Genomic DNA, 23,707 nt, shown 5'->3' with positions numbered 1-23,707 from the left:
ATTTTGTATAAGTCAACAATATTTCACTTTAGTAAAATGAGTAATTGAAAATTTAATTAAAGATTTTTCGTAGTGTAGCGGAGAAAAATCATCCTTCACTGTCCTTTGTCAATTGTCCTTTGTCCTCTCAAAAAAGTTGTATTGTAATGTGCTTTTTATTTGTTAATAAAGTTAATCATGTACAGTCTGTATGTATCTTTCATAACCAAATGGGAATGCTATTATTACATATTCTAAGGAGAGATAGTATGTGAATAATTTTTTTACAAATAGGCAGATCTCAGTAATGTTATACAGCATAGTTATTGGATATAGTATTATAAACATACCCAAGGATGTAGCAGAAGTTGCTGGTACTGGTGCTTGGTTTTCATTATTAATTGCAACAATAATATTCGTTTTAACTACCTATATAATTACATATCTTCAATACACCTATGAAGAAAAGACGCTTTGTGAATATAGTGAAATGCTAGTTGGTAAATTCATAACAAATTTATTTTTAATCATATATTTAGTATACTTTTTTGGGTTTTTTACTATGATTACAAGACGATATGCTGAAACCATTAAAGCAGTTCTCCTCAATAAAACACCATCAATATTTATAATTATATTGTTCTATATAGTTATAGGTTATGGAATGACAAAAGGAATTAATGTTATTGCAAGAATGTGTGAAATATATGTACCTATTAACATAATAGGTAGTATATTAATTAACTATCTCTTGATTTCAAAAGGTAGAGTAGTAAATTTAAAACCACTATTTTTTGTTGAAGATATAAAGACTTATATTCAAGCATTGTCAAGTACAATTCTTCCTTTTATGGGAATAGAGATTTTACTTTTTATGCCAGTTAATCGTGTGAAAAATAAGAATGTTTTTAGATATACAATGCTAATGGTTGGATTTATAGGAATTTTATATACATATATAGTGGAATCCACTATATCCGTAGTTGGAGTAGAATTAGTAGTATTGATAAGATCAACAGTACTTTCTACATTAAAAGGTGTTGACATATATAGCCTTGATATTATTAGAAGGCTTGATGGTTTTTATATAATTATCTGGACAATAAATATAGTTTGTGCTATATCCTTGTGGGGATATGGGGTAAGCTTTATTATAAGTAAAAAATTTAAAAGTATCAAATACAATTATATAGTAATTATTATGATTTTTATATCTTTTATAGCATCTCAAATACCTAAAACAGTAGATCAAATAAGAGCGATAATTAAATACAATTCATATTTAGGAATTGTTGTATGCTGGGTGATACCGATTATTCTATTTATAATTACAAAGGTGAAAAAATATGATAAGCAGAAGATATAGTAAAATAGTATGCACATTGATGTTATGTTTATTTTTAACAGGCTGTTGGGATTATAGAGACATTAATAGAAGAACTATTACTATTTCAATTGGAGCAGATGTCTTAAATGACAACATAGTGAATGTAGGTGAGAAAGCAAAACTTTCATCAAGTTCTTTAGAAAAGGGAAATACTAATCAAATGATAGAAACTTATAAATTCCAAGGAAAAGGTAAGAATTTTGACGAGGTAAGGTCAAGTTTTGATGCTAAAACTCCTAATCCTGAGTTTCCAGGATCAACAAGGGTATTTGTATTTAGCAAGAGATATGCTGAGGAAAGAGGCATAGAACCTTATATGAAAAGACTCTATTATCTTATTGGACTTAGAAGTTCTATAATGCTGGCTGTAAGTAAGGAGTCGGTAGATGAGCTTTATAGTAAAAAAGTTAAGAATGATATATCCACAGGATATGCAATAGAAGACACAATTAGGTATTTAGATTTAAATGGGAGTGCTTTGTATAAAACAGTTCAGAATATAGAATCAGATATGGAGTTTGGAAGTATAGGATTTTTGCTTCCATATGTTACAGAGGAGGATGACACTATTGAATATTTGGGGTTTGCAGCATTTAATGGCAATAAGCTAGTTGGCACTGTTAAGCGTGAAGAGGGCAAAGGTTTCTTATTTGTGTTATCAAAAAAAGTTACTGATGTAAGGTCTATTAACCATCTTAAAAATCCCAAGACTTTAATTTCAATTAAAAGTAATTTAGCAAAACGAAGCATAAAAACTAGTTATAAGGATAATAAAATTAATATTTATATAAACTTAAAGTTAAAATCACAAATGCAATATGAAGAAAATGTTGAACCAATAAATAAACAAGACATGGAAGAAGTAAAGAAAATAATTGAAAATAAAATAAAAGAAGATATTTTATCTTCTGTAATACGTTCACAAAAGGAATTTAAATCTGATGTTTTTGGTTTTGCCAGATATTTTAAAGGAGAAAATATAAAGATCTATAGGCAAATAAATTGGAAAGAAGAATATCCTAAGGCGATTTTTCATGTAAATGTAGATACAAACATTGTAAACACCAACTTTTTAGACCCTAATGCGAAAGGAAAGTAAACAAAGTGAGGGAGAGGAATATGATATGGGAAAATAAAGTGGAAGAACTTAAAAAGAATATCACGGGAATGTTATCAAGAAAATTAAATGTTAAAGATAAGAAAATATATATACTATATATTCCTCAAATTACAGATAGGAATAGTTTGTCTGAAAATGTTATAAAGCCGCTATTACAGTATAGTGATGAGCAGACATTAACAGCACAGCTAATTATAAGCTCTATAATTTACACAGATGATGTCTTTTTAGAAGAAGATACAAATAAAATCACTGATTATGTTTTGCAAGGGAAATCGGTGATTATTGTATGTGACAGCGGCGAATATATAGTAGCCAATACCTTGAAGATTGAAAAAAGAAATATTCAGTCTCCAGAAGTAGAAGCTGCAGTCAGATCACCAAGGGATGCTTTTAATGAAAATATAGATTCAAATTTATCACTAATACGTTATAGAATAAAGGATTCATCCCTAAAAGCAGACTATTGCACTGTAGGTGTAAGGACAAAAACATCTGTAGTGTTAGTATATCTTCAAGATGTTGCAAATCCCAAACATATAATAGAAACTAAAAAAAGGTTAGCAAAAATAAAAGTTGATGGTATTTTAGAATCCGGATATGTACAAAAATTTTTATCAAATAAAAAATCTACTTTGTTTTCAGAAATAGGTATTAGTGAGAGATCGGATTCAGCATGTGCAAGTATATTAGAAGGGCGTATTTGTATTTTAGTAGATGGAAGTAATTTAGCATTAATAGTACCTAAAACTTTTATTGAATATCTGGACATTGGAGATGATCATTATGACAATACTTATTTAGGGATGTTTCTAAAAGGTTTGAGGTTTATGGCTTTAATTATGAATCTTACATTGTCATCAGTATATGTTATAATTGTTGCCTTCCATCCAGAATTTCTTCCATCACAATATATTTTACTGCTTGCAGCTTCTAGAGTGCAGGTCCCTATAAACGCTGTTACAGAAGCTCTAATGATGGAAGGTATATTGGAGTTACTTAGAGAAGCAAGTTTAAGACTTCCAAAACAAATTGGATCTTCTGTAAGTATAGTTGGAACTATTGTTATTGGTCAAGCAGCAGTTTTTGCAGGGATTGTAAGTCCTCTTATGGTTATAATTGTATCATTGTCTTCTATGGCATCTTATGCTATTGCAGATTATACTTTTATGAATTCTATGAGATTATTAAAATTTTTTATGATTTTTCTTTCAAGCATATTTGGATTATTTGGATTTTGCATGGCATTAACTATCATAGTTATTAAAATAGCATCTATTACAAGCTTTGGAATACCATATACTGAACCAATAGCTCCATTTAATTATGAAGATATGAAAAACTATATTTCAAGTAATGTGGTTGAAACTGAACACCGACCTAACTTGTTAAATACAAAGGATAAAAGAAGAAAAAAATAATCAATATAATATTGACAAAGTAGAGTATAAAGTAATATTATAAGTATATAAGTATTTAATTATAAAGTTATCATTCTGTGGAGGATAATTATGAGTAAGGAAGAAATAAGCGTTAAAATTTTTAAAGCTTTAGGACATCCTATAAGATATAAAATAGTTAAGTTTTTGTATGATGGACCAAAGTGTGTATGCAAGTTAAATGAAGATATAGAATTTAGTCAGGCAAATTTGTCTCAGCATTTAAGAATACTTAAGGAAGCTGGTATACTATCATCTGAGAAGGTTGGTATGAATACTCATTACAGAATTAGTGGTGAAGAAATAAAAAATATAGTTGATAGTGTAGATAAGTTTGTTATGAGTTATTTTAATGATTCTAAATAAAATAATTATATATAAATTCAGGAGGGTTAAATTATGGAAATAAAGATTTTAGGTTCAGGTTGTTCAAAGTGTAAAAAACTTGAGGTGAATGCAAAGGAAGCTGTTAAGGAGCTAAATGTAGAAGCCGATGTTACAAAAGTAGAGGATATTAAAGATATTATGAAGTACGGAGTTATGAGAACGCCTGCTATAGTTATTAATGAAAAAGTTAAAATGTTTGGTAAAGTTTGTACTGTTGATGAAATTAAAAAATATATTAATGAGGAAATGTAAATATAATATATATTAAAAAAGGACTTTAATCCTAATTTAATAGAATTGAAGTCCATTAAATTAAAACAGTACATAAGTATTTAATTATAAAGTTATAACATGAATGGAGGGGTAATATGTTTACACCTGTACAAATTTTTGCTGATTGGCTTATTTATAATGTATTTGGAATTGCTAAAGAAAGTAGAATTGGCAGTGCTTTAAATTTCTTTGTATTTGATACTATAAAGATATTTATTTTACTACTAATTATTATTTATGCAATTACCTTTATAAGAAGTTTCTTTCCACCAGAAAAAACGAGAAAGATACTTGCAAAGAGTAAAGGAAGTACGTTTATTGGACATGTTCTTGCAGCTTTACTTGGAATTGTTACACCATTTTGCTCTTGTTCTGCAGTGCCACTTTTTATTGGTTTTGTGGAAGCAGGAGTGCCACTTGGAGTTACCTTTTCTTTTTTAATAGCTGCACCAATGGTAAATGAAGTTGCATTAGGACTTCTTTATGGTCTGTTTGGAATAAAAATAGCTGTTATTTATGTAATTTCTGGTGAGATAATTGCAATAGTAAGTGGTATTATAATTGGAAAATTGAAAATGGAAAAGCATGTGGAAGGATATGTTTATGAAATGCAGATGAATTCGGATTTGGAATTGCCTGATCCAACTACAAAAGAAAGATTAATGGATTCATGGAATTTCACAAAGGAATTGATAAAGAAAATATGGTTGTATGTTATAATTGGTATTGCTATAGGCGGCTTTATACATGGATGGATTCCAGCAGGAGCACTGGCAAAATATGCAGGAAAGAATAATCCATTTGCAGTATTTGTAGCCGTTGTAATTGGAGTTCCATTGTATTCTAATGCTGCTGGAGTAATTCCACTAGTTAGTGAACTTACAAGAGCTGGAGTTGCAATGGGAACAGCTTTGGCATTTATGATGGCCGTTACAGCTCTTAGTTTGCCGGAGGCAATTCTTTTGAGAAGGGTTTTAAAACCTAAATTATTGGCAGTATTCTTTGGAGTAGCAGCACTTGGAATAGTGTTTACTGGATATTTGTTCAATTTTATAATAGGTTAAAATTTTATATAGTAAAGTCAACTGTTAAAGGCTTTCTTTAGTTATGAATTTAGATTAACTAAAGAAAGCTTTTTATAATAAAAATTCTTCTTTAGTTGTAATTTAAAATAGTTGCATATTACAACAGTTTTGTGCTACAATTAATTTGAGGTGGTTAAATGGAAAGTCAAGGAAGTAGCTATTTACGTGAATTAATAAGAATATTAGTGAGAAATTTAGGCATATTGGAAAAAGAAGATACGAGTTGTTGTGGTGTAACAATTTCACAATGCCATGCTATTGTGGAAATTGGAAGAGCAGAAGAAATATCACTAAATGAACTTGCTAAAATACTAACAGTGGACAAAAGTACAATGAGCAGAACTATAAATAATCTTGTAAAAAATCAGTTAGTAATTAGAGAGCTGCATCCAGAGGATAGACGTTATGTAACGATAAAACTTACTGATGAAGGCATGAAGGCATTTAAAAATGTTGAATGTGGAATGCAGGAGTATTATAAAAATATTTTTAGAGCAATTCCAGAAGAAAAAAGGGAACAGGTACTTGAAAGCTTGAAGTTACTTACTGAGGCTGTAAATAAAAATAAATGTTGTTAGGAGGAATATTTATTATGGAAAATAACATTAAGGGAAAAGTTAAAGCATATTATGGAGGTATTGCAAAAAAAGTAAGTGCTAAATCCAAAGCTAGCTGTGGTTGTGGCACATCTTGTTGTGGTGATACTTCAAATAATTCCAATTTGTACACGAAAGAATTTATAGAAGGTTTACCAAAAGAAGCTATAAATGCTTCTCTTGGATGTGCTAATCCTGTTGTACTTGCAAATCCACAAAAGGGTGAAGTTGTTTTAGATTTAGGAAGCGGTGGAGGAATAGATGTCTTTATTTCATCCAAGTATGTTGGAGATAGTGGAAAGGTCTATGGCCTTGATATGACTGATGAAATGCTTGAACTAGCAAATAAAAATAAAGAGAAAATGAAAGTTAAAAATGTGGAATTTCTAAAAGGATATATAGAAGACATTCCTCTTGGCAATGAAAGCATAGATGTTATTACATCAAATTGTGTAATAAACTTATGTGAAAGCAAGGAAGCTGCATTAAAAGAGGCATATAGAGTTCTTAAAAATGGTGGTAGATTGGCAATAGCTGATGTTGTAGTGCTTAAGAATGTACCTGATGAAATAAGACATAGTGTAGAAATGTGGGTAGGTTGTATTGCAGGTGCCTTACCAGTTGAAGAATATAAAGAAATACTTCAAAGGGTTGGCTTTAAAAATATTGAAATAACACCAGTAAATGTTTATACAAAAGAAATTATAGAAGAAATAGCAAAACAAAAAAATTTAGGGGATTTATATAGCAAAATGGATGCAGAGCTTATTGATGGTGCTTTTGCTGGAGCACATGTAAAAGCATATAAACTTTAAAAAGTTTTAAATAGGGGGAAATGAAAATGGATTATAAAATTGAAGAAATGAAAAAAGAAGATTGGGAAGAAGTTTCAAAAATATATTTAGAAGGTATTAATACAGGCAAAGCTACATTCCAGACAGAAATTCCAACTTGGGAAAATTGGGATAGCAGTCATACTAAATCATGTAGGTTGGTAGCCCATTTCGAAAACAAGGTTTTAGGTTGGGTGGCTTTAAGTCCAACTTCAAGCAGATGTGTTTATTCAGGTGTTGCAGAAGTTAGCATATATATAGGAGAAGAATATAGGGGAAAAGGTATAGGAAAAGCTTTATTGACAAATTTAATTGATCTATCAGAAAAAGATGGATTTTGGACTTTGCAATCAGGAATTATAAAGGAAAACTTGGCTAGTATAGCATTACATAAAAGTTGTGGATTTAGAGAAATTGGAGTGAGAGAAAAAATCAGTAAAATGAGTAATGGTGTATGGCATGATGTAGTTTTAATGGAACGTAGAAGTAAGGTGGTTGGAGTTAATTAGTTATTTTGTTAAAATTATAATAAATAACAAAGGGGGGGTTCAATATGAGTAGATCACAAAATGTTATTGCTAATTTTAATAATGGATTGAATTGTTGTCAATGTGTTTTATTAGCCTTTAGTGAGGAGTTAGGGTTAGATAAGAAAGCAGCCATAAAAATTGCATTAGGTTTTGGAGGGGGAATGTGCCATGGTGAAGTCTGTGGTGCTGTAACTGGTGCTGTTATGGTATTAAGTCTTAAATATGGAAATAGCATATTAGATGATATTGAATCAAAGGAAAAAGTATATGAAATGGTAAGAGAATTCAAAGAGAAATTTACAGAAATTAATGATTCAATTATATGCAGAGATTTGCTTGGAATTGATTTAATCAAAAAAGAAAATAGAATTATGGCAAGAGAAAAGGGATTGTTTAAAAAGTGTCCTAAGTTTGTTGAAGATTCTATTGATGTTTTAGAAACTATGTTATAGAGAAATTATAATATTTCTAATGTTGCATTTCATAAACGAAGTTGTATATCAAGCTTTTGAAAAATTATTAAAACTCCCATATCAATATGGGAGTTTTATATTGAATAATGTTGATTATTTTGTTTGCAGATTTAATTCTCTAGATATTATCTTTGCGCATTCTTCTGCAACTTCTCCAGTAAAATAAATGCATTGATCCATGTGCTCTGGAGAACCCAGTGTCATATCTTTTGTTAAAATCCTGCAGCATAAACATTTATGTCTTTCTTTAAAAATATCATGTAATTCTTTAGATAATGCCATAGTTTTATTGACCTTTGTATCTTTAGGTTCACATCTACCAAAGAATAAACCTATTGCCATAATACCACCAACTACTGCACCGCAGGTACATCCGGAATTACCCATACCAACTGGAAAGCCTGAGGCCATTTTTATGATATCATCAGATACTGGTAAATCAAATTCATCTTTTATTGTTTTTACTATTGCTTCAGAACAATAAAAATCTCCATTACGATAATAATTTTCTGCTGTAGTTTTTATTTTATGTAAGTCAATAATTTTATTCAACTTAATCTCTCCTTATACAAATTATTTTATTTAAATAGTATTCTTTAATTAATTTTGTTTCATAAAAAAGTACTTGTACAATATTAACTTGGCTATTTTAAAAGTAAGTTGTAACTTAATATAATTTATAATTATAAAGTTTAATTTATTTCGAGTATACTATTATATTAAATTTAATAATTCGATTTTGCAAGAAGTATTCTTTATACTAATAGAATTTGGTTTTTAGATAAATAAATATTATAAGTTATATTGTTTTGAAGAGTAATAGTAACACTTTATATACAAATGCATAAAATGTTAAATATAGATTGTCATGAATATAATTGATAATATAATACTCAAAAAATTATATAATATTGACTACATATAGATAATTATTTATACTATATATAGATAAATGTCTATATTGGAGACGGTAAAATGGACAAAAATTACAAAATAAATACTTTATCAGATTCCAGTAGACATAGTAAATAGTATTTTAATTATAGGGGGGAATTAGTATGAGTAATCAATCATCAAAATTGTCATGGCTTGATCGTTATTTAACATTATGGATCTTTATAGCAATGGCACTGGGAATATTTTTAGGATGGGCCATGCCAGGTTTATCTGATGCATTATCAAGATTATCAATTGGAACAACCTCTATTCCCATAGCAATAGGACTCATAGTTATGATGTATCCGCCACTTGCCAAAGTTAACTATAAGGAGCTTGGAAAGGTTTTTCGTAATCCAAAGGTATTAACTCTTTCACTAGTTCAAAATTGGGTTATAGGACCATTATTAATGTTTTCTTTAGCAGTTATATTCCTTAGAGGGTATCCACATCTTATGGTAGGGTTAATTCTCATAGGACTTGCAAGATGTATTGCTATGGTTATTGTATGGAATAGTCTTGCAGATGGAGATAGCGAATATGCAGCAGCATTAGTGGCATTTAACTCAATATTTCAGGTAGTATTTTATTCAATATTTGCTTATATATTTATCACCGTATTACCAAAAGCCATAGGATTGGAAGGAATGCAGGTTCATGTTTCTATGGGTCAAGTAGCTTCTTCAGTAGCTATCTATTTAGGTATTCCATTTATTGGAGGTATGCTTACAAGACTGTTTTTGGAACCTAAGAAAGGAACTGAATGGTATACTAAAACTTTTGTACCTAAGATAAGTCCTTTAGCTTTAATAGCACTACTATTTACTATAGTTATAATGTTCATGTTTAAAGGAAAATACATTATTGAGTTACCAATGGATGTGTTAAGAATTGCTATTCCTTTACTTATATACTTCTTAATTATGTTCTCAGTATCTTTCTTTATAAGTTATAAATCAAAAATAGATTATCATAAAACAGTTAGCTTATCATTTACAGCTGCAAGTAATAATTTTGAACTGGCAATTGCTGTAGCAGTAGCAGTTTTTGGCATTCAATCTCAAGAGGCTTTCACTGCTGTTATAGGACCATTAATTGAAGTACCTGTCATGATTGCACTTGTTAATGTAGCCTTATTGTGGGGAAGAAAGTATTTTGGATTGGAAAAAGAAAAATAGTATACAATGCCAATTTATTGTTGAATAAAAGCAAGTTATATAATTATTGATTGGTTTTTGTTGATTTTAATGCTATATAAATTGGAATATTAATTATCATAGTTAGTAATTAGTTAAATAAAGTATTTTTATATGTATAAAATTAAAAAAATTGACAAAAACCATATTAATAAAAGTCTTAATGTTTACAGAGCTTAAATAATAATGATTACGAGAGGCGATAATGTTTATGAAGGTTGTTATAATAGGCGCTGTAGCTGGTGGAACATCTGCTGCTGCAAAGGTTAGAAGAAATGATGAAAATGTTGAAATTAAAATCTTTGATATGGATTATGATATATCTTACTCAGGATGTGGCTTACCTTATTACATAGGTGAAGAAATAGGGAATAGAGATGAATTGACACCAAGAAATGCAGAATTTTTTAAGAAAAAATATAATGTAGATGTGTTTAGAAGACATGAGGTTCTAAAAATAAATTCTGAAGATAAAGTTTTAACTATAAAGAATTTAGATACTAATAATGTATTTAATGAAAAATATGATAAACTAGTTATTGCATCAGGGGCAAGGTCTATAATACTAAACATACCAGGGGTGGAAAAAAGTAATGTATTTTATTTAAGAAATGTTAAACAGGCTGACAAAATCAAAGAATATATAATGAAGAACAAACCTAAATCTGTAGTTATAGTAGGAACTGGTTTTATAGGATTAGAAATGACAGAAAATTTGAAAAATATCGGAATTAAAGTTACTCTTGTAGAGCGTTTTAATCAAGTTACTCCTGGATTAGATGAAGACATGGCCGTTTATGTAGAAAAGTACTTAAAAAGTAAAGACATAAACATGATTCTAGGGGATTCAGTAGTTAGGTTAAAGGGAGAAGAGATAGTTAATCAAGTAGTTTTACAAAGTGGTAAGACTATAGATACAGATTTTGTAGTAATGTCTATTGGAGTAAAGCCAAATACAGAACTTGCTAAAGAGGCCGGAATAGAACTTGGTATTAACGGATCAATAAAAGTAAACAAAAAAATGATGACCAATATAAAAGATGTATATGCATGTGGCGATTGTGCTGAAAGTTACTCTATTATAACTGGAAAACCTTTATACAGGCCGTTAGGGTCAACAGCAAATAAAATGGGTAGAATAGCTGGAGATCAGCTTTCAGGAGGTAATCTTGAGTTTAGAGGTATTCTTGGTACAGGGATTTTTAAGATCTTTGACATGACTGTTGCTCAGACAGGTATTACAGAAAGAGAAGCTATTAGTGAAGGATATGAGCCAGTTATATGTCACAATATTAAGACTGATAAACCAGAATATTATCATGGAAAAGAGATGATTATTAAAGCTATTGCAGATAAAAATACAGGAAAACTTCTTGGTGTTCAAATTGTTGGATACACTGGAGTGGATAAGAGAATAGATGTATTTATCACAGCAATAACTTTTGGAGCAAAGGTTGAAGACTTATTCCACCTAGATTTGGCTTATGCACCACCGTTTTCAACAACTAAAGATCCTGTAATGTATACAGGAATGATTTTAGATAATGCAATAAATAGAGGTAGAAAACTTATAACTCCTGATGAACTTAATAAATTAATAGAAAATAAAAGCGATGTTACAATAATAGATGCAAGAGTGAATAAACAATATGAAGAAGTACATGTAAATAATGCAATAAACATACCTCATGATCAGATTAGAGAAAAGGCTGATGAACTAAATAAGGAAAAAATCATTGTAACATATTGCAATAAAGGTGTAACTGGAAATGCAGCACAAAACATATTAATAAACAAAGGATTTAAGAAAGTCTATAACATATCCGGAGGTCATAAAAATTATAAAGCACAGACTAAGTAATTATCTAAATAGTGAATTGTTCATAAGGTATTGCTTAATTTTTACATTATTAATATTGATAATGTAAAGGTTAATTGATTTGTGAAATTTCACAAGGAATTTGATAAAGAAAAATAGTAGCTTTTTAAAGGTAAATACATAAAATATTAAATATAGATAACTATATATATTAATTATCAATTCAATTAACATACTTGTACAATATTGACTATATATGGATTGTGGCTTATACTATATATAGATAACTGTCTATATATGAGGTGATGCAATGGATAAGAAATATGAAATTAATGCTAAAATATTTAAAGCTTTATCAGATCCAAGCAGATTAAAAATTCTTGATATGCTGTCTTGTGGCGAAAAATGTGCTTGTGAGATACTGGAAAGTTTTGATTTTACACAGCCTACATTATCACATCATATGAAGGTATTAATGGAATGTGGACTTGTAAAATCTAGAAAAGAAGGTTTATGGAGTCATTATTGTTTGGATAACAACAATACAAATAAATTAGTGCTGTTTTTAATGGGAATCTTTACTGATACAGAGGATTGCATTTGTAAACAAAAAAATAAATGTAATTGTAGCGAACATTAAAAAATATTATTTTAAATAAAGGAGAGATAGACTATGAAAAAGATGATTATTTTCGACCCAGCTATGTGCTGTTCAACAGGAGTATGTGGACCAGGAGTTAATCCAGAATTATTAAGGGTAGCTACAGTACTGGATAATTTAAAAAGAAAAGGTATAGTAGTTGAAAGATACAATTTAACAAGTAGTCCGCAGGCTTTTGTTGACAACAAAGTTATTAATGAAATTTTAAATACTGAAGGAATAGATGTATTACCAGTTACTATAGTTGATAATGCTGTAGTAAAGAAAGGTTCATATCCAACTAATGAAGAGTTTTGTAAATTGCTTGGAATATCAGAAGATTATTTAAAAGCTGGACTTAAGTTTAAAAAGAAATCTGGTGGATGTGGTTGTAATGGTGGCTGCTGCTAATTAAAGAAAAGAGGGATAACTATGGTAAAGAATTTTTCCTTGGAAAATTTAGAGTTAACTAAATATATATTTTTTACTGGAAAAGGTGGAGTAGGGAAAACATCAGCAGCATGTGCAACTGCAGTTGCTTTAGCAGATGAAGGAAAAAAAATTATGCTTATAAGTACAGATCCAGCTTCAAACCTTCAGGATGTATTTAATACAGAGTTAAATAATAAAGGAATTGCTATTAAAGAAGTACCAAATTTAGTAGTAGCAAATTTTGATCCAGAGCAAGCTGCTAGAGAATATAGAGAAAGTGTTATCTCGCCATATAAAGGAAAGCTTCCAGATGCAGTAATAAAAAATATGGAGGAACAACTTTCAGGGTCTTGTACTGTAGAAATTGCAGCCTTCAATGAATTTTCTAATTTTATAACTGATAAAAAAGTAGAAAAAGGATTTGAACACATTATATTTGATACTGCACCAACGGGTCACACTTTAAGAATGCTGCAGCTTCCATCAGCTTGGAGTAATTTTATAAGTGAAAATACACATGGAGCATCCTGTTTAGGACAATTGGCAGGACTTGAAAGTAAAAAAGAAGTATATAAAAATGCTGTAAAAACCTTAGCAGATGGAGAAAAGACTACACTTATACTTGTATCACGACCACAAAGAACACCTTTAAAGGAGGCAGAAAGGGCATCTAAGGAACTACAAGATATAGGAGTGAATAATCAAATATTACTTATTAATGGAGTTTTAAAAATTCATGATGACCGTCTTTCAAGCTCAATTTATAAAAAGCAGGAAGAAGCTTTGAAAAATATTCCAAAACATTTAAGAAAGTTAAACACATATAAAATTCCATTAAGACCTTATAATGTAACAGGTCTTGAAAATGTAAGAGCTTTTTTAAAGGAAGATAATATTAAATATAGTGATGAAACCTTAAATAATGAAAAGATGCTAAAATTAAAAACAGTCATTGATGATTTATATAGTACAAATAAAAAAGTAATTTTCACAATGGGGAAAGGTGGAGTTGGAAAAACCACCATAGCAGCAGCTATTGCGTTAGGTCTTGCAGAAAGAGATAAAAAGGTGCACTTAACCACTACAGATCCAGCATCACATTTGAAATTTGTTTTAGATGATAGCTATGGCATTACTTTAAGTCATATTGATGAAAAGAAGGAATTAGAGAAATATAAAGAAGAAGTTTTAAGTAAGGCTAGAGAAACTATGGGAGAAGAAGACTTAGCTTATGTAGAAGAAGATTTAAGATCTCCATGTACTCAAGAAATTGCAGTATTTAGAGCTTTTGCAGAAATAGTTGATAGATCTGAAAATGAAATAGTTGTTATAGATACTGCACCAACAGGACATACATTGCTGCTGTTAGATTCTACCCAAAGTTACAATAAAGAAATTGAGCGTTCACAAGGGGATATACCAGAATCAGTTAAAAAGCTTTTACCTAAGCTTAGAAATGCTGATGAAACAGAAGTTATAATTGTTACTTTAGCCGAAGCCACACCTGTATATGAAGCTATGAGATTAGAGGCTGATTTAGAGAGAGCAGGCATTAATAGTAAATGGTGGGTTATAAATTCAAGCTTGTTTGCAACGGATACCACCAATGATATTCTTAGAGCAAAAGCAAGTAATGAGATAGCCTGGATAAATAAAGTAAGTGAAATTTCTGATGGAAATTTTGCAGTTATTGAGTGGAAAGAAAAAGAAATAAAAGGTGATAGGTTACTGGATTTAATTAAATAAATTATTATAAGAGAAAAATCAAGCTATAAAAATTGTAGCTTGATTTTTTTGGCTTTAATGATCATACAGTGCTTATGAATAATTATATTACCCTGTCACATAATAAAGTTTAGGGAAGGTGAATTGAATGCTAAATTTCCTAAAAAATATCTTTTCACTGAAGAGCAAAAATACTGATAAACCTGATTTAAATAAAGATACTGATACATATGAATATGAAAAAACTAAAGTTTCACATATATTGCAAGAAAACAAAATAGCTGTAAAGGATATACTTAGTGACTTCTCAGATTTGGTTATTAGGGAAGTTAAAATTACAAATAACCCTAAGTTTGGTGCAATGCTTGTATACTTAAATAATATGATGGAAGCAGGACTCATAGAAGAATCTATTATTGAAAAAATCACAAGTAAGCGTGAAGAATATACCTATAATCCAGGAACTAAGGAATATTCTAAGTACTTATTCGGAATAAGAGATGAAGATATACATATAGATATGGACAAAGTTATTGATTCAATATTAAGTGGAAAGCTTATTTTATTCATAGATGGATTAAATGAAGCAATGGTAATTAATATTAATAAGGCACCTGCCAGAAGTATTGAGGAACCTCAAGTAGAAACTGTAATTCGTGGTCCACGTGAAGGCTTTAATGAATCTATGACCACTAATATAACTCTTATACGAAAAAAAATCAAAAGTACAAAGCTTAAAATGGAAACTATCAAAATAGGGAGAGAAACAAGAACGGACATTACTATTGCTTATCTTGATACTGTGGCAAATCCTAGGATAGTAAATGAAGTAAAAGAACGATTAAATAAAATTGATGTAGATGCAATTATTGCTGCTAATTATATAAAGGAATATATGGAGGATGATCCTATAAGTATTTTCCCCACTATTTTTTCTACGGAAAGACCAGATGTAGTGGCAACTAAAATATTAGAAGGACGAATTGCCGTTATTGTTGATGGAACCCCTTTAGTTATAACAGTTCCGTCTCTTTTTATAGAATTTTTGATAACTAATGAGGATTATTATCTGAAATTTGTTCCAGGTACAATTAACAGATGGATTAGATATTTATCTTTTATTCTCACTATTACTTTACCAGGAACTTATCTGGCAATAACAACCTTTCATCAGGAAGTTATTCCAACACCTTTATTAATTACTTTTATAAGAGCTAGATCTAGAGTTCCTTATTCAGAGTTACTTGAATGTTTTCTAATGCTGTTAATGTATGAAATATTGAGAGAAGCTGGAGTTAGAATGCCGCGAGCTGTAGGTCAGGCTCTGAGTGTGGTTGGTGCTTTAGTATTAGGTCAGGCTGCAGTAGAGGCAGGTATTGTAAGTACACCAATGGTAATTGTAGTATCCACTACAGCTATATGCTCCTTTTCTATTCCAGCTACAGACATGTATGCAGCGGTTGTTGCTCCCAGATTTATATTTATGATGCTGGGAGGAACTTTCGGATTATTAGGTTTAACTTGTGGAATAATATTATTATTTATGAAGCTTATATCTAAACGTTCTTTTGGGGTACCTTATATGGCACCTTTAGCACCTTTTATATCAGAGGAATTTCCAGATTTACTTATGAGGCGTCCTATTTGGACTAAATTTAAGAGATCTTGGCTTATAACAGGAAGATCATCAATTAAAAGAAAAACTAAATCACATAGAAAGTCAATAAAGGAAGAGCAAAAAAAAGCTGAGGAAGAAAAAAATAAGGAGTAGTTTATGAAAAAATTAATTTGCATTTTCATGTCAATTATAACTGTATTTTCTGCTGCAGGATGCAAGGGCACAAAACAGGAGGTTGAAAAATTAGGATTAGTACTTGCAATAGGTTACGATCTTACACCACAAAATAAATATAAATTAACATTTCAAGTATTAAATCCAGAAAAGGAGTCATCACAAAGCAAGAATGCAAGTAAAAGCGGTCAGCAAGTTTCCAAAGATGTTATGGTTTTTAGTTCTGAGGGAGATACTCCATATGATGCTCTAAGTCATTTGTCTACAGATTATGGTAGAAATTTATTCCTTGGTCACAATGAATATTTGGTTATTAGTAGTAAGTTAGCCGAAGCTGGTTTATCTTTAGCATCTGACACTATACTTAGAGGTCAACAAACACAGCCAGATAGTATTTTGCTTATAACAAAAGGTACAGCTTCAGAAATATTGAAATTTCAACCTGTTGGGGAGAATATACCTGCTCATTCAGTAAGAGACTTAATAAAACTTCAATCAATTAAGGGATATTCACCAGCAGTTTCTAGATTAGATTTTATAAGTGCATTATCAAGCAAGACAGCTGCACCTATTATGGGTGTTATTGATATAGATAAAGAGAATAATAATGGAACTACCTTTAAGATGGCTGGAACTGGTGTATTTGAAAAAGATAAACTTATTGGATATCTAAATATGAATGAAACTCGCGGTATGCAGTGGATAAGAGGTAAGGTTAAAGATGGAAGTATAACAGCAGCTTTAGATAGTAGCAAAATAACCTTCTTTTTATTAAATGCAGCTAGCAAAATAAAACCTATAGTAGAAAATGATAGTGTAACAATGCAAATAACTATAAAAACAGAATCAAGTATATTGGAGATGCCTGGCAAATTAGATCCTATGAAGAATCCAAAGATAATGGATAATTTAGCTAAATTACAAAATGAAGCCATAGAAAAAGAAGTTAAGCTTGCCTTAAATGCAGCACAAAAGAAACTTAGTGCAGACATATTTGATTTTGGAGGTGTGATTCATAGAGAATATCCTAAAACTTGGAGTAAATTAGAAGGTAATTGGAATAAAATTTTTCCAAATATAAAAGTAGAAGTAGTAGTAAATTCTACTATAAAGGCTCCAGGTATGATTTCTAAACAGTTAAAATGATAATGAAAATAATTTCATGAGAGGTAATATTATGAAAATGCGAATATCAGCTAGTCAACTATTTTGCACCATTGTATTAGCACCTTATGGTAGTGCAATGCTTTTTCTTGTAACTCCAAATGCAAAACAGGATGCATGGATAGCAGTGTTTATTTATATGCTGCCAGCAATTATATTACAAATTGTGTATACAGCTCTCTGGAATAAACATCCTGGGGATACTATTGTTACATATATGCCTAAAGTTTTTGGAAAAGTTATAGGGATTACTTTAAGCATATTGTATATAGTTTTTTTTGCATATGAAGCTGCAAGAGTACTAAGAGATATTGCCTCTCTTATAACAATTACTGCTATGCCAAAAATGTCCTTTAATCTAACTACATTATTACTTACATTAATGGTTGGATATAGTGTTCGTTTAGGTATGGAAGATTTGTGCAGAGCATCAGAATTTATATTACCTATTTTGACATTATTTTTTGTATTACAATGGATATTTTTATTTACTACACCAGGTGCTTTAAAGTTTTATAACTTAAAGCCTGTACTTGAGAATGGAATAATGTTTGTCCTAAAAGAAGGCTGGAAGCTTATAACCTTTCCTTATGGTGAGGCTGTATTATTAACCATGTTATATCCATCTGTTGTTGAAAAATCAAAGGTGAGGAAAACTGCAGTACTAGCTATTATTTTTCTAGGAATGCTTCTTACATTAAAATCTATAATGTTTATATCTGTGCTTGGAGTAAATTTTGCATCAGCCTCACTTTTTCCCCTTCTGCACACTATGCGTATGATGCATATAGGAGAATCTTTTAGTAGAGTAGATATATTTTTAATACTTATTATGGTATTAGGTGGATTTATTAAAATAAGCTTATTTACATATGGGGCAATGCTAGGTACTGCGCAGCTTACAAAATTAAAAGATACTAAACACCTAGCAATACCCTTCAGCATATTGATTTTTATTACTTCATTATTAATAGCGAAAAACTATCCTCAACATATATATATAGGTCAAGTGTTAACATTAACATATGTTCATCTGCCATTAGCAGTGTTTATACCAATTATTGCGCTGTTAGTGCAGTGGATAAGAAGCTTTATTAAAGGCAATTGATTATAATAAAAAAGTTTAAAATTAGGTTATAACACTAAATTAAGTATTATTTCAGTGTTATAGCCTATTATTTTTGACTTTAAGCTTTATATAAAGGAAGCATAATCCCATGTCCGTAAAACAATATACACATTTTTAGTTAAGTTTTTTGTAGTATTGTATGTAACAAAATTGAGGTGAATTACATATTATGGTAATGTGTTTCGGTTTTTAATTGTTATTATAAGGGGATGGGTATTATAAAAAGAGAAGAGGACAAACACAATAAAATTGTCATGGGTATTGTAATTTCTCTTTGCGCTTTACTTGCTATATATTTGGGTATGGCAGCATATTTTATTAATCATTTTTATTTTGGCTCTCAAATCAACCATATCAATGTTTCTTGTAAAACTGTAGATGAAGCAAAACAACAAGTGGAAGCTGAACTAGCAAACTATACACTGAATTTAAAAGAGCGTGGTAGTAAAAGTGAACAAATCAAAGGTACAGACATTGCTTTGAAGCATAATTTAGGAGGAGAATATAAAAATTTAAAAGCTGCACAGAAGCCTTTAAAGTGGATCTCAGGATTTTTTAATGCAGAAAATTTGAAAATGACAGATGCAGTTACATATGATAGTAATTTGTTGAAAGAAAAGATGGAGAAGCTTTCTTGTCTTGATAAGCATAATATAGTTGAACCTAAAAATCCAGACTTCAGGTACACAGATAAAGGTTATGTGATTTTAGATGAAATAAGTGGGAATAAGATTAATAAGGATATTTTATATAATAGAGTGACAAAGGCAATACAGAGTGGAGAAACTACAATAGATTTAGAAGCAGATAATTGCTATATAAATCCAAAATATACTTCAAAATCTCAAAAGACTACTGATAATAAAAACATTCTCAATAAATATGTATCTTCTAAAATTACCTATACTTTTAGAAATCATAAAGAAACCATAGATGGTTCCATAATAAATAAATGGCTTAAAGTTAATGAAAATTTTGAAATTGTAGTTGATAAGCAAAAAGAAAACAATTATATGGAAGCATTGTTTAAAAATTATAATACTGTAGGGAAAACGAGAAGTTTTGTTGCAGCGTCAGGAAATACAATAAGTATTGGCGGTGGCGATTACGGTTGGTTAGTTGATATTGATAAGGAAACACAAGAATTAAACGAGGTGATTAAACAAGGAAAAGCTGTAGTAAAGGAACCTTCCTATGCTAAAACTGCTTTTTCTCATGATAGTAATGACATAGGGAATACCTATGTGGAAATAAATATATCAAGACAACATTTATGGTTTTATAAAAATGGATCACTTATAGTACAAGGGGACGTTGTTACGGGTAATGCAAGCAATCATGGCACGCCAGAAGGCATTTATAGTTTAAAATACAAAGATAGAAATGCTGTATTAGTTGGTCCGGGTTATAGGTCTCCTGTTAACTTTTGGATGCCATTTAATGGGGGAATTGGCATTCATGATGCAAGCTGGAGAAGTGAGTTTGGAGGAAGCATATATAGGGGTGATGGCTCTCATGGTTGCGTAAATTGTCCATACTATTTAGCAAAAACCATATTTGATAATATTGAAGCAGGAACTCCAGTTGTATGCCATTATTAACTGCAATTCGTAGACTAAAAATATTGAAGTATGTAAGATGCATATATTGTTGGAAAGTCTGAAATAATAAGAAGTAGATTGGAGTTTTGTTTTTATGTCAATATGAAAGTTTTTTATTAGTCCTAAAAGAGGTGCGTTATGATATCGGAAAAGAAACTAGCGGAAAAAAGGTTGACGGAAGCCTATAAAAATGCCAAAATTGAATACTTTGATAACAATTCTAAATATATATTTTTTAGTGACTGTCATAGAGGAGATTCTACACCATCTGATGAATTTGCAAAAAATCAAAATATCTTTTTATTTGCATTAGAATTCTATTTTAATAATGGATATACTTATGTGGAAGCTGGAGATGGAGATGAACTTTGGGAAAGTTCTAATTTTAAAGCAATAAGGTTGGCACATGATGAGGTATATTCTCTATTAAAAAAGTTCTTTGATTCTAATAGATTGATTATGTTATATGGTAACCACAATATATATTTAAAGTATAAGAATTTTGTAAAAAAGAATTATTATAAATTCTATGATGATTATAACCAGGAAGATGTAGAATTATTTCCTGGGATTACACCATATGAGGCAGTGGTTTTTAAACATAAAAATACAGGACAGGAAATATTGGCTGTTCATGGTCATCAAGGAGACAGGATGAATGATAAGTTATGGCACTTTACTAGGCTTACGGTAAGATATTTTTGGAGATATCTTCACTCAATAGGCTTTATAAATCCTGCAAGTCCTGTAAGAAATGCTGAAAAGATTCATAAAATTGAACGCATTTATAGTAATTGGATTGAAATGAACAAAATTATGGTTATCTGTGGACATACGCATAGGCCCCATTTTCCAAAAGTTGAAGAACTACCATATTTCAATGACGGCTCCTGCGTACGAGCAAGTGGAATACAAGGTATTGAAATAGTAGATGGAAAAATAACGTTAATTGAATGGAGTATTCGATATGATCCATCAGGGGATCTCCATATAAGAAAAAAAGTATTAAGAGGTCCAAAACCAATTGAAGAATTTGATTTAAGAACTAATAAAGCAAATATTATTAAATAGAAATAGTTGTGCCAAGTATACTTTTGACACAACTATTTTATTATTATATATGTTATAATGTGAGAAAAATAATAAGTTAGAAGAAAAGAGATGTTAAATAATGAACATTAGAACTGTTTCAATTGTTGGATTGGGTGCTTTGGGAACTATGTATGCAAAGTATTTTTCAGATAAATTATCCAAAGATCAAGTTCGAATTATTGCAAGCCAAAATCGTATACAAAAATACAAAAAGCAGGGTATTTATTGTAATGGTGAGCCTTGTGATTTTAATTATGTTTTACCAGAAAGTCAGCAAGAGCCTGTAGATTTATTAATTTTTTCTGTAAAATTTAATCAGCTTCAGCAAGCTATGGAGGATGCAAGGAAACAAGTAGGAAAAAATACAATTATTATTTCAGTATTAAATGGAATTTCCAGTGAAGAAATCATAGGAAAAACCTTTGGAATGGAAAAAATGCTTTATTGTGTTGCACAAGGAATGGATGCAGTAAAGCTTGAAAATGAGCTGAATTATGAGAATATGGGAATGCTGTGCTTTGGTGAGAAAGATAATAATGTAATGTCTGAAAAGGTTACTTCTGTTGCAAAATTTTTTGATACTATAGATTTTCCTTATGAAATTCCCAAAGATATGAAGCATAAAATGTGGGGGAAATTTATGATGAATACAGGGGTAAATCAGACAGTGGCAGTATTTTCAACAAATTATGGTGGTGTACAAGCAGAAGGCGAACCTAGAAATGTTATGATATCAGCTATGAGGGAGGTTATTGCTCTTTCTCAAAAAGCAGGTACAAACCTAGATGAATCTGATTTAACATATTGGTTAAAGGTACTTTCAACACTAAATCCATTAGGATTACCTTCTATGGCTCAGGATATGGAGGCTCACAGGAATACAGAAGTAGGTCTTTTTGCTGGAACAGTAATTGAGCTAGGAAAAGAATATCATGTGCCAACTCCTACAAATCAATGGCTGTATGAAAAAGTTCAAGAGATGGAAAAGAAATTTGTGTAGTAACTATTGTAATTTTAATATAAAAAATTGCAGCTTTCAATACTTATTATTTGCCTTGATTTTTAATCATTATAAGGTATTTATAAACATAATTTTGAATTACTAAAATAACTTATTATAATTTAATTATATTTGTACGTTTGGAGTTACTAGTTTGAATTTTAACTTTTATGCAGTGATATATGATAAGGGTGTCATCACATTAGCTAAATTGTTTTAGTATTATTCTTAGTTCAAAATTTTTGAAAGCCTTAGAACTTTAGTCCTGTTTGAGGGAACCGAGTTTGACAAAGTTCTTAGGTTTTCAAAAATTTCGAGCTTTAGAATAATTAAAACATTTAGCCGTGATGACACCCTTATCATATATCATGGAATGAAAGTTAAAATCCAAACTTCAACTGTATCCTTACATAGCATAATTTTTAATCATATAACTTGCTTTATTCCAATTAAAATTAATATAATTCCTGATGCAAAAGTAGCTTTTTTTCCTAGGTTCCTCTTATTAAAAAACTCTGTAATGTAGTTTCCGGTCCATAGAGCTAAAAAGCTTATTATAGCTGAAAACAATCCTACTAAAACTGAATTTAAACCAATCATGCCTGCACTTATACCTCCGCCAATGTTGTTGACAGACATGGCAATACCTAGTAAGGTTGCTTCTTTGTAATCGATATCTTTGGAGTTATCTAAATCTGCAATTTCTGGCTTTTTTAAAACATTGTATATAGAAGGGTCTTGTTTGACTTTATCTTCAGAATCCTTATTAAAATAAGGCTCTACTATAATCCATGAACCAATAATTATAAGTAATAGCATACTTAATATTGAAGATATGCGACTGCTAAGAACTTTTGTCAAAAAGTTTCCAGAAAATGCAGCAAGAGAAGAAATAATAAAAGTTATAACAGAAATCCATAAGTTCTTTGATGTAGATATTTTTATACCTCTAATACTATAGGCAATTCTAACGCTTATGTTATCTAGATTGTTAATTAGAGCAATGAAAAGTGTATAAATCAAATGCATAATTAAGACCACCTTTTTAAGCTTATTTACTTATATATTTAATGATATAT

At 30.1% G+C, this 23,707-nt stretch carries 23 protein-coding genes; 21 read left to right on the top strand and 2 right to left on the bottom strand.

What is annotated here, in order from left to right; genetic code table 11:
* The first annotated feature begins 250 nt into the window (after window positions 1–250).
* The 10 genes from Ccar_RS11300 to Ccar_RS11255 all read left to right on the top strand — a co-directional run bounded on the left by Ccar_RS11300 (window position 251) and on the right by Ccar_RS11255 (window position 8,081).
* Window positions 251–1,345, top strand: a complete 1,095-nt coding sequence (locus Ccar_RS11300; RefSeq protein WP_007062914.1) for a GerAB/ArcD/ProY family transporter — start codon at window positions 251–253, stop codon at window positions 1,343–1,345.
* Window positions 1,326–2,465, top strand: a complete 1,140-nt coding sequence (locus Ccar_RS11295; RefSeq protein ID WP_007062915.1) for a Ger(x)C family spore germination protein — start codon at window positions 1,326–1,328, stop codon at window positions 2,463–2,465. The genes Ccar_RS11300 and Ccar_RS11295 overlap by 20 nt, the downstream gene beginning before the upstream one ends.
* Before the next feature lie 20 nt (window positions 2,466–2,485).
* Window positions 2,486–3,907, top strand: a complete 1,422-nt coding sequence (locus Ccar_RS11290; protein WP_007062916.1) for a spore germination protein — start codon at window positions 2,486–2,488, stop codon at window positions 3,905–3,907.
* Window positions 3,908–3,997: 90 nt separating this feature from the next.
* Window positions 3,998–4,291 (top strand): ArsR/SmtB family transcription factor, encoded by a 294-nt coding sequence (locus Ccar_RS11285; RefSeq protein WP_007062917.1) that lies wholly within the window; start codon window positions 3,998–4,000, stop codon window positions 4,289–4,291.
* 33 nt (window positions 4,292–4,324) lie between these two features.
* Window positions 4,325–4,564 carry a thioredoxin family protein gene (locus Ccar_RS11280; RefSeq protein WP_007062918.1) on the top strand — a complete coding sequence of 80 codons (240 nt, stop codon included), beginning with the start codon at window positions 4,325–4,327 and terminating at the stop codon, window positions 4,562–4,564.
* A 116-nt stretch (window positions 4,565–4,680) separates the two neighbouring features.
* Window positions 4,681–5,649: a permease gene (locus Ccar_RS11275; protein ID WP_007062919.1), complete on the top strand. Its 969-nt coding sequence runs from the start codon at window positions 4,681–4,683 to the stop codon at window positions 5,647–5,649.
* A 158-nt stretch (window positions 5,650–5,807) separates the two neighbouring features.
* Window positions 5,808–6,248, top strand: coding sequence for a MarR family winged helix-turn-helix transcriptional regulator (locus Ccar_RS11270; protein WP_007062920.1), 441 nt, complete (start codon window positions 5,808–5,810; stop codon window positions 6,246–6,248).
* Window positions 6,249–6,262: 14 nt separating this feature from the next.
* The gene (gene arsM, locus Ccar_RS11265) at window positions 6,263–7,081 is read left to right on the top strand and encodes an arsenite methyltransferase (protein ID WP_007062921.1); all 819 of its coding nucleotides are present in this window, start codon (window positions 6,263–6,265) and stop codon (window positions 7,079–7,081) included.
* 26 nt (window positions 7,082–7,107) lie between these two features.
* Window positions 7,108–7,608 (top strand): GNAT family N-acetyltransferase, encoded by a 501-nt coding sequence (locus Ccar_RS11260; protein WP_007062922.1) that lies wholly within the window; start codon window positions 7,108–7,110, stop codon window positions 7,606–7,608.
* A 44-nt stretch (window positions 7,609–7,652) separates the two neighbouring features.
* Entirely contained in the window at window positions 7,653–8,081 is a 429-nt protein-coding gene (locus Ccar_RS11255) for a C-GCAxxG-C-C family protein (protein ID WP_007062923.1), read from the top strand.
* A gap of 114 nt (window positions 8,082–8,195) precedes the next feature.
* Here Ccar_RS11255 and Ccar_RS11250 read toward each other — a convergent pair whose 3' ends face one another.
* Window positions 8,196–8,654, bottom strand: coding sequence for a C-GCAxxG-C-C family protein (locus Ccar_RS11250; protein ID WP_007062924.1), 459 nt, complete (start codon window positions 8,652–8,654; stop codon window positions 8,196–8,198).
* Between the two features lie 506 nt (window positions 8,655–9,160).
* Between Ccar_RS11250 and arsB the strand changes: the two genes are divergently transcribed.
* From arsB to Ccar_RS11195, 11 genes are all read left to right on the top strand, one after another.
* Window positions 9,161–10,216: an ACR3 family arsenite efflux transporter gene (gene arsB, locus Ccar_RS11245; RefSeq protein ID WP_007062925.1), complete on the top strand. Its 1,056-nt coding sequence runs from the start codon at window positions 9,161–9,163 to the stop codon at window positions 10,214–10,216.
* Between the two features lie 229 nt (window positions 10,217–10,445).
* On the top strand, window positions 10,446–12,095 hold the full coding sequence (locus Ccar_RS11240) for an FAD-dependent oxidoreductase (RefSeq protein WP_179945234.1): 1,650 nt from the start codon (window positions 10,446–10,448) through the stop codon (window positions 12,093–12,095).
* 268 nt (window positions 12,096–12,363) lie between these two features.
* Window positions 12,364–12,693 carry an ArsR/SmtB family transcription factor gene (locus Ccar_RS11235; RefSeq protein WP_007062927.1) on the top strand — a complete coding sequence of 110 codons (330 nt, stop codon included), beginning with the start codon at window positions 12,364–12,366 and terminating at the stop codon, window positions 12,691–12,693.
* 33 nt (window positions 12,694–12,726) lie between these two features.
* Complete coding sequence (gene arsD, locus Ccar_RS11230; protein WP_007062928.1) at window positions 12,727–13,104, top strand: arsenite efflux transporter metallochaperone ArsD; 378 nt, start codon at window positions 12,727–12,729, stop codon at window positions 13,102–13,104.
* 21 nt (window positions 13,105–13,125) lie between these two features.
* On the top strand, window positions 13,126–14,871 hold the full coding sequence (gene arsA / locus Ccar_RS11225) for an arsenical pump-driving ATPase (protein ID WP_007062929.1): 1,746 nt from the start codon (window positions 13,126–13,128) through the stop codon (window positions 14,869–14,871).
* Between the two features lie 127 nt (window positions 14,872–14,998).
* Entirely contained in the window at window positions 14,999–16,621 is a 1,623-nt protein-coding gene (locus Ccar_RS11220) for a spore germination protein (protein WP_007062930.1), read from the top strand.
* Window positions 16,622–16,624: 3 nt separating this feature from the next.
* Window positions 16,625–17,788, top strand: coding sequence for a Ger(x)C family spore germination protein (locus Ccar_RS11215; RefSeq protein ID WP_007062931.1), 1,164 nt, complete (start codon window positions 16,625–16,627; stop codon window positions 17,786–17,788).
* A 31-nt stretch (window positions 17,789–17,819) separates the two neighbouring features.
* The gene (locus Ccar_RS11210; RefSeq protein ID WP_007062932.1) at window positions 17,820–18,914 is read left to right on the top strand and encodes a GerAB/ArcD/ProY family transporter; all 1,095 of its coding nucleotides are present in this window, start codon (window positions 17,820–17,822) and stop codon (window positions 18,912–18,914) included.
* Window positions 18,915–19,144: 230 nt separating this feature from the next.
* Window positions 19,145–20,536 (top strand): L,D-transpeptidase family protein, encoded by a 1,392-nt coding sequence (locus Ccar_RS11205; protein WP_007062933.1) that lies wholly within the window; start codon window positions 19,145–19,147, stop codon window positions 20,534–20,536.
* Window positions 20,537–20,674: 138 nt separating this feature from the next.
* Window positions 20,675–21,607 (top strand): metallophosphoesterase, encoded by a 933-nt coding sequence (locus tag Ccar_RS11200; protein ID WP_007062934.1) that lies wholly within the window; start codon window positions 20,675–20,677, stop codon window positions 21,605–21,607.
* A 100-nt stretch (window positions 21,608–21,707) separates the two neighbouring features.
* On the top strand, window positions 21,708–22,628 hold the full coding sequence (locus tag Ccar_RS11195; RefSeq protein ID WP_007062935.1) for a ketopantoate reductase family protein: 921 nt from the start codon (window positions 21,708–21,710) through the stop codon (window positions 22,626–22,628).
* 426 nt (window positions 22,629–23,054) lie between these two features.
* Here the strand turns inward: Ccar_RS11195 and ytaF are convergent, their stop codons facing one another.
* Window positions 23,055–23,657: a sporulation membrane protein YtaF gene (ytaF, locus tag Ccar_RS11190; protein ID WP_007061220.1), complete on the bottom strand. Its 603-nt coding sequence runs from the start codon at window positions 23,655–23,657 to the stop codon at window positions 23,055–23,057.
* Between the last annotated feature and the right edge of the window lie 50 nt (window positions 23,658–23,707).

Source organism: Clostridium carboxidivorans P7 (assembly GCF_001038625.1).
GTDB lineage: Bacteria > Bacillota > Clostridia > Clostridiales > Clostridiaceae > Clostridium_AM > Clostridium_AM carboxidivorans.
Note: the sequence above shows the minus strand (reverse complement) of the source record. Positions and strands in the feature narration are given on the sequence as shown.

Excerpts from the sequence above, each read along its gene's own strand:
- Ccar_RS11295 (WP_007062915.1), top strand. The coding sequence starts at position 1,326 with ATGATAAGCAGAAGATATAGTAAAATAGTATGCACATTGATGTTATGT.
- Ccar_RS11290 (WP_007062916.1), top strand. The coding sequence starts at position 2,486 with ATGATATGGGAAAATAAAGTGGAAGAACTTAAAAAGAATATCACGGGA.
- Ccar_RS11285 (WP_007062917.1), top strand. The coding sequence starts at position 3,998 with ATGAGTAAGGAAGAAATAAGCGTTAAAATTTTTAAAGCTTTAGGACAT.
- Ccar_RS11280 (WP_007062918.1), top strand. The coding sequence starts at position 4,325 with ATGGAAATAAAGATTTTAGGTTCAGGTTGTTCAAAGTGTAAAAAACTT.
- Ccar_RS11275 (WP_007062919.1), top strand. The coding sequence starts at position 4,681 with ATGTTTACACCTGTACAAATTTTTGCTGATTGGCTTATTTATAATGTA.
- Ccar_RS11270 (WP_007062920.1), top strand. The coding sequence starts at position 5,808 with ATGGAAAGTCAAGGAAGTAGCTATTTACGTGAATTAATAAGAATATTA.
- arsM (WP_007062921.1), top strand. The coding sequence starts at position 6,263 with ATGGAAAATAACATTAAGGGAAAAGTTAAAGCATATTATGGAGGTATT.
- Ccar_RS11260 (WP_007062922.1), top strand. The coding sequence starts at position 7,108 with ATGGATTATAAAATTGAAGAAATGAAAAAAGAAGATTGGGAAGAAGTT.
- Ccar_RS11255 (WP_007062923.1), top strand. The coding sequence starts at position 7,653 with ATGAGTAGATCACAAAATGTTATTGCTAATTTTAATAATGGATTGAAT.
- arsB (WP_007062925.1), top strand. The coding sequence starts at position 9,161 with ATGAGTAATCAATCATCAAAATTGTCATGGCTTGATCGTTATTTAACA.
- Ccar_RS11240 (WP_179945234.1), top strand. The coding sequence starts at position 10,446 with ATGAAGGTTGTTATAATAGGCGCTGTAGCTGGTGGAACATCTGCTGCT.
- Ccar_RS11235 (WP_007062927.1), top strand. The coding sequence starts at position 12,364 with ATGGATAAGAAATATGAAATTAATGCTAAAATATTTAAAGCTTTATCA.
- arsD (WP_007062928.1), top strand. The coding sequence starts at position 12,727 with ATGAAAAAGATGATTATTTTCGACCCAGCTATGTGCTGTTCAACAGGA.
- arsA (WP_007062929.1), top strand. The coding sequence starts at position 13,126 with ATGGTAAAGAATTTTTCCTTGGAAAATTTAGAGTTAACTAAATATATA.
- Ccar_RS11220 (WP_007062930.1), top strand. The coding sequence starts at position 14,999 with ATGCTAAATTTCCTAAAAAATATCTTTTCACTGAAGAGCAAAAATACT.
- Ccar_RS11215 (WP_007062931.1), top strand. The coding sequence starts at position 16,625 with ATGAAAAAATTAATTTGCATTTTCATGTCAATTATAACTGTATTTTCT.
- Ccar_RS11210 (WP_007062932.1), top strand. The coding sequence starts at position 17,820 with ATGAAAATGCGAATATCAGCTAGTCAACTATTTTGCACCATTGTATTA.
- Ccar_RS11205 (WP_007062933.1), top strand. The coding sequence starts at position 19,145 with ATGGGTATTATAAAAAGAGAAGAGGACAAACACAATAAAATTGTCATG.
- Ccar_RS11200 (WP_007062934.1), top strand. The coding sequence starts at position 20,675 with ATGATATCGGAAAAGAAACTAGCGGAAAAAAGGTTGACGGAAGCCTAT.
- Ccar_RS11195 (WP_007062935.1), top strand. The coding sequence starts at position 21,708 with ATGAACATTAGAACTGTTTCAATTGTTGGATTGGGTGCTTTGGGAACT.
- ytaF (WP_007061220.1), bottom strand. The coding sequence starts at position 23,657 with ATGCATTTGATTTATACACTTTTCATTGCTCTAATTAACAATCTAGAT.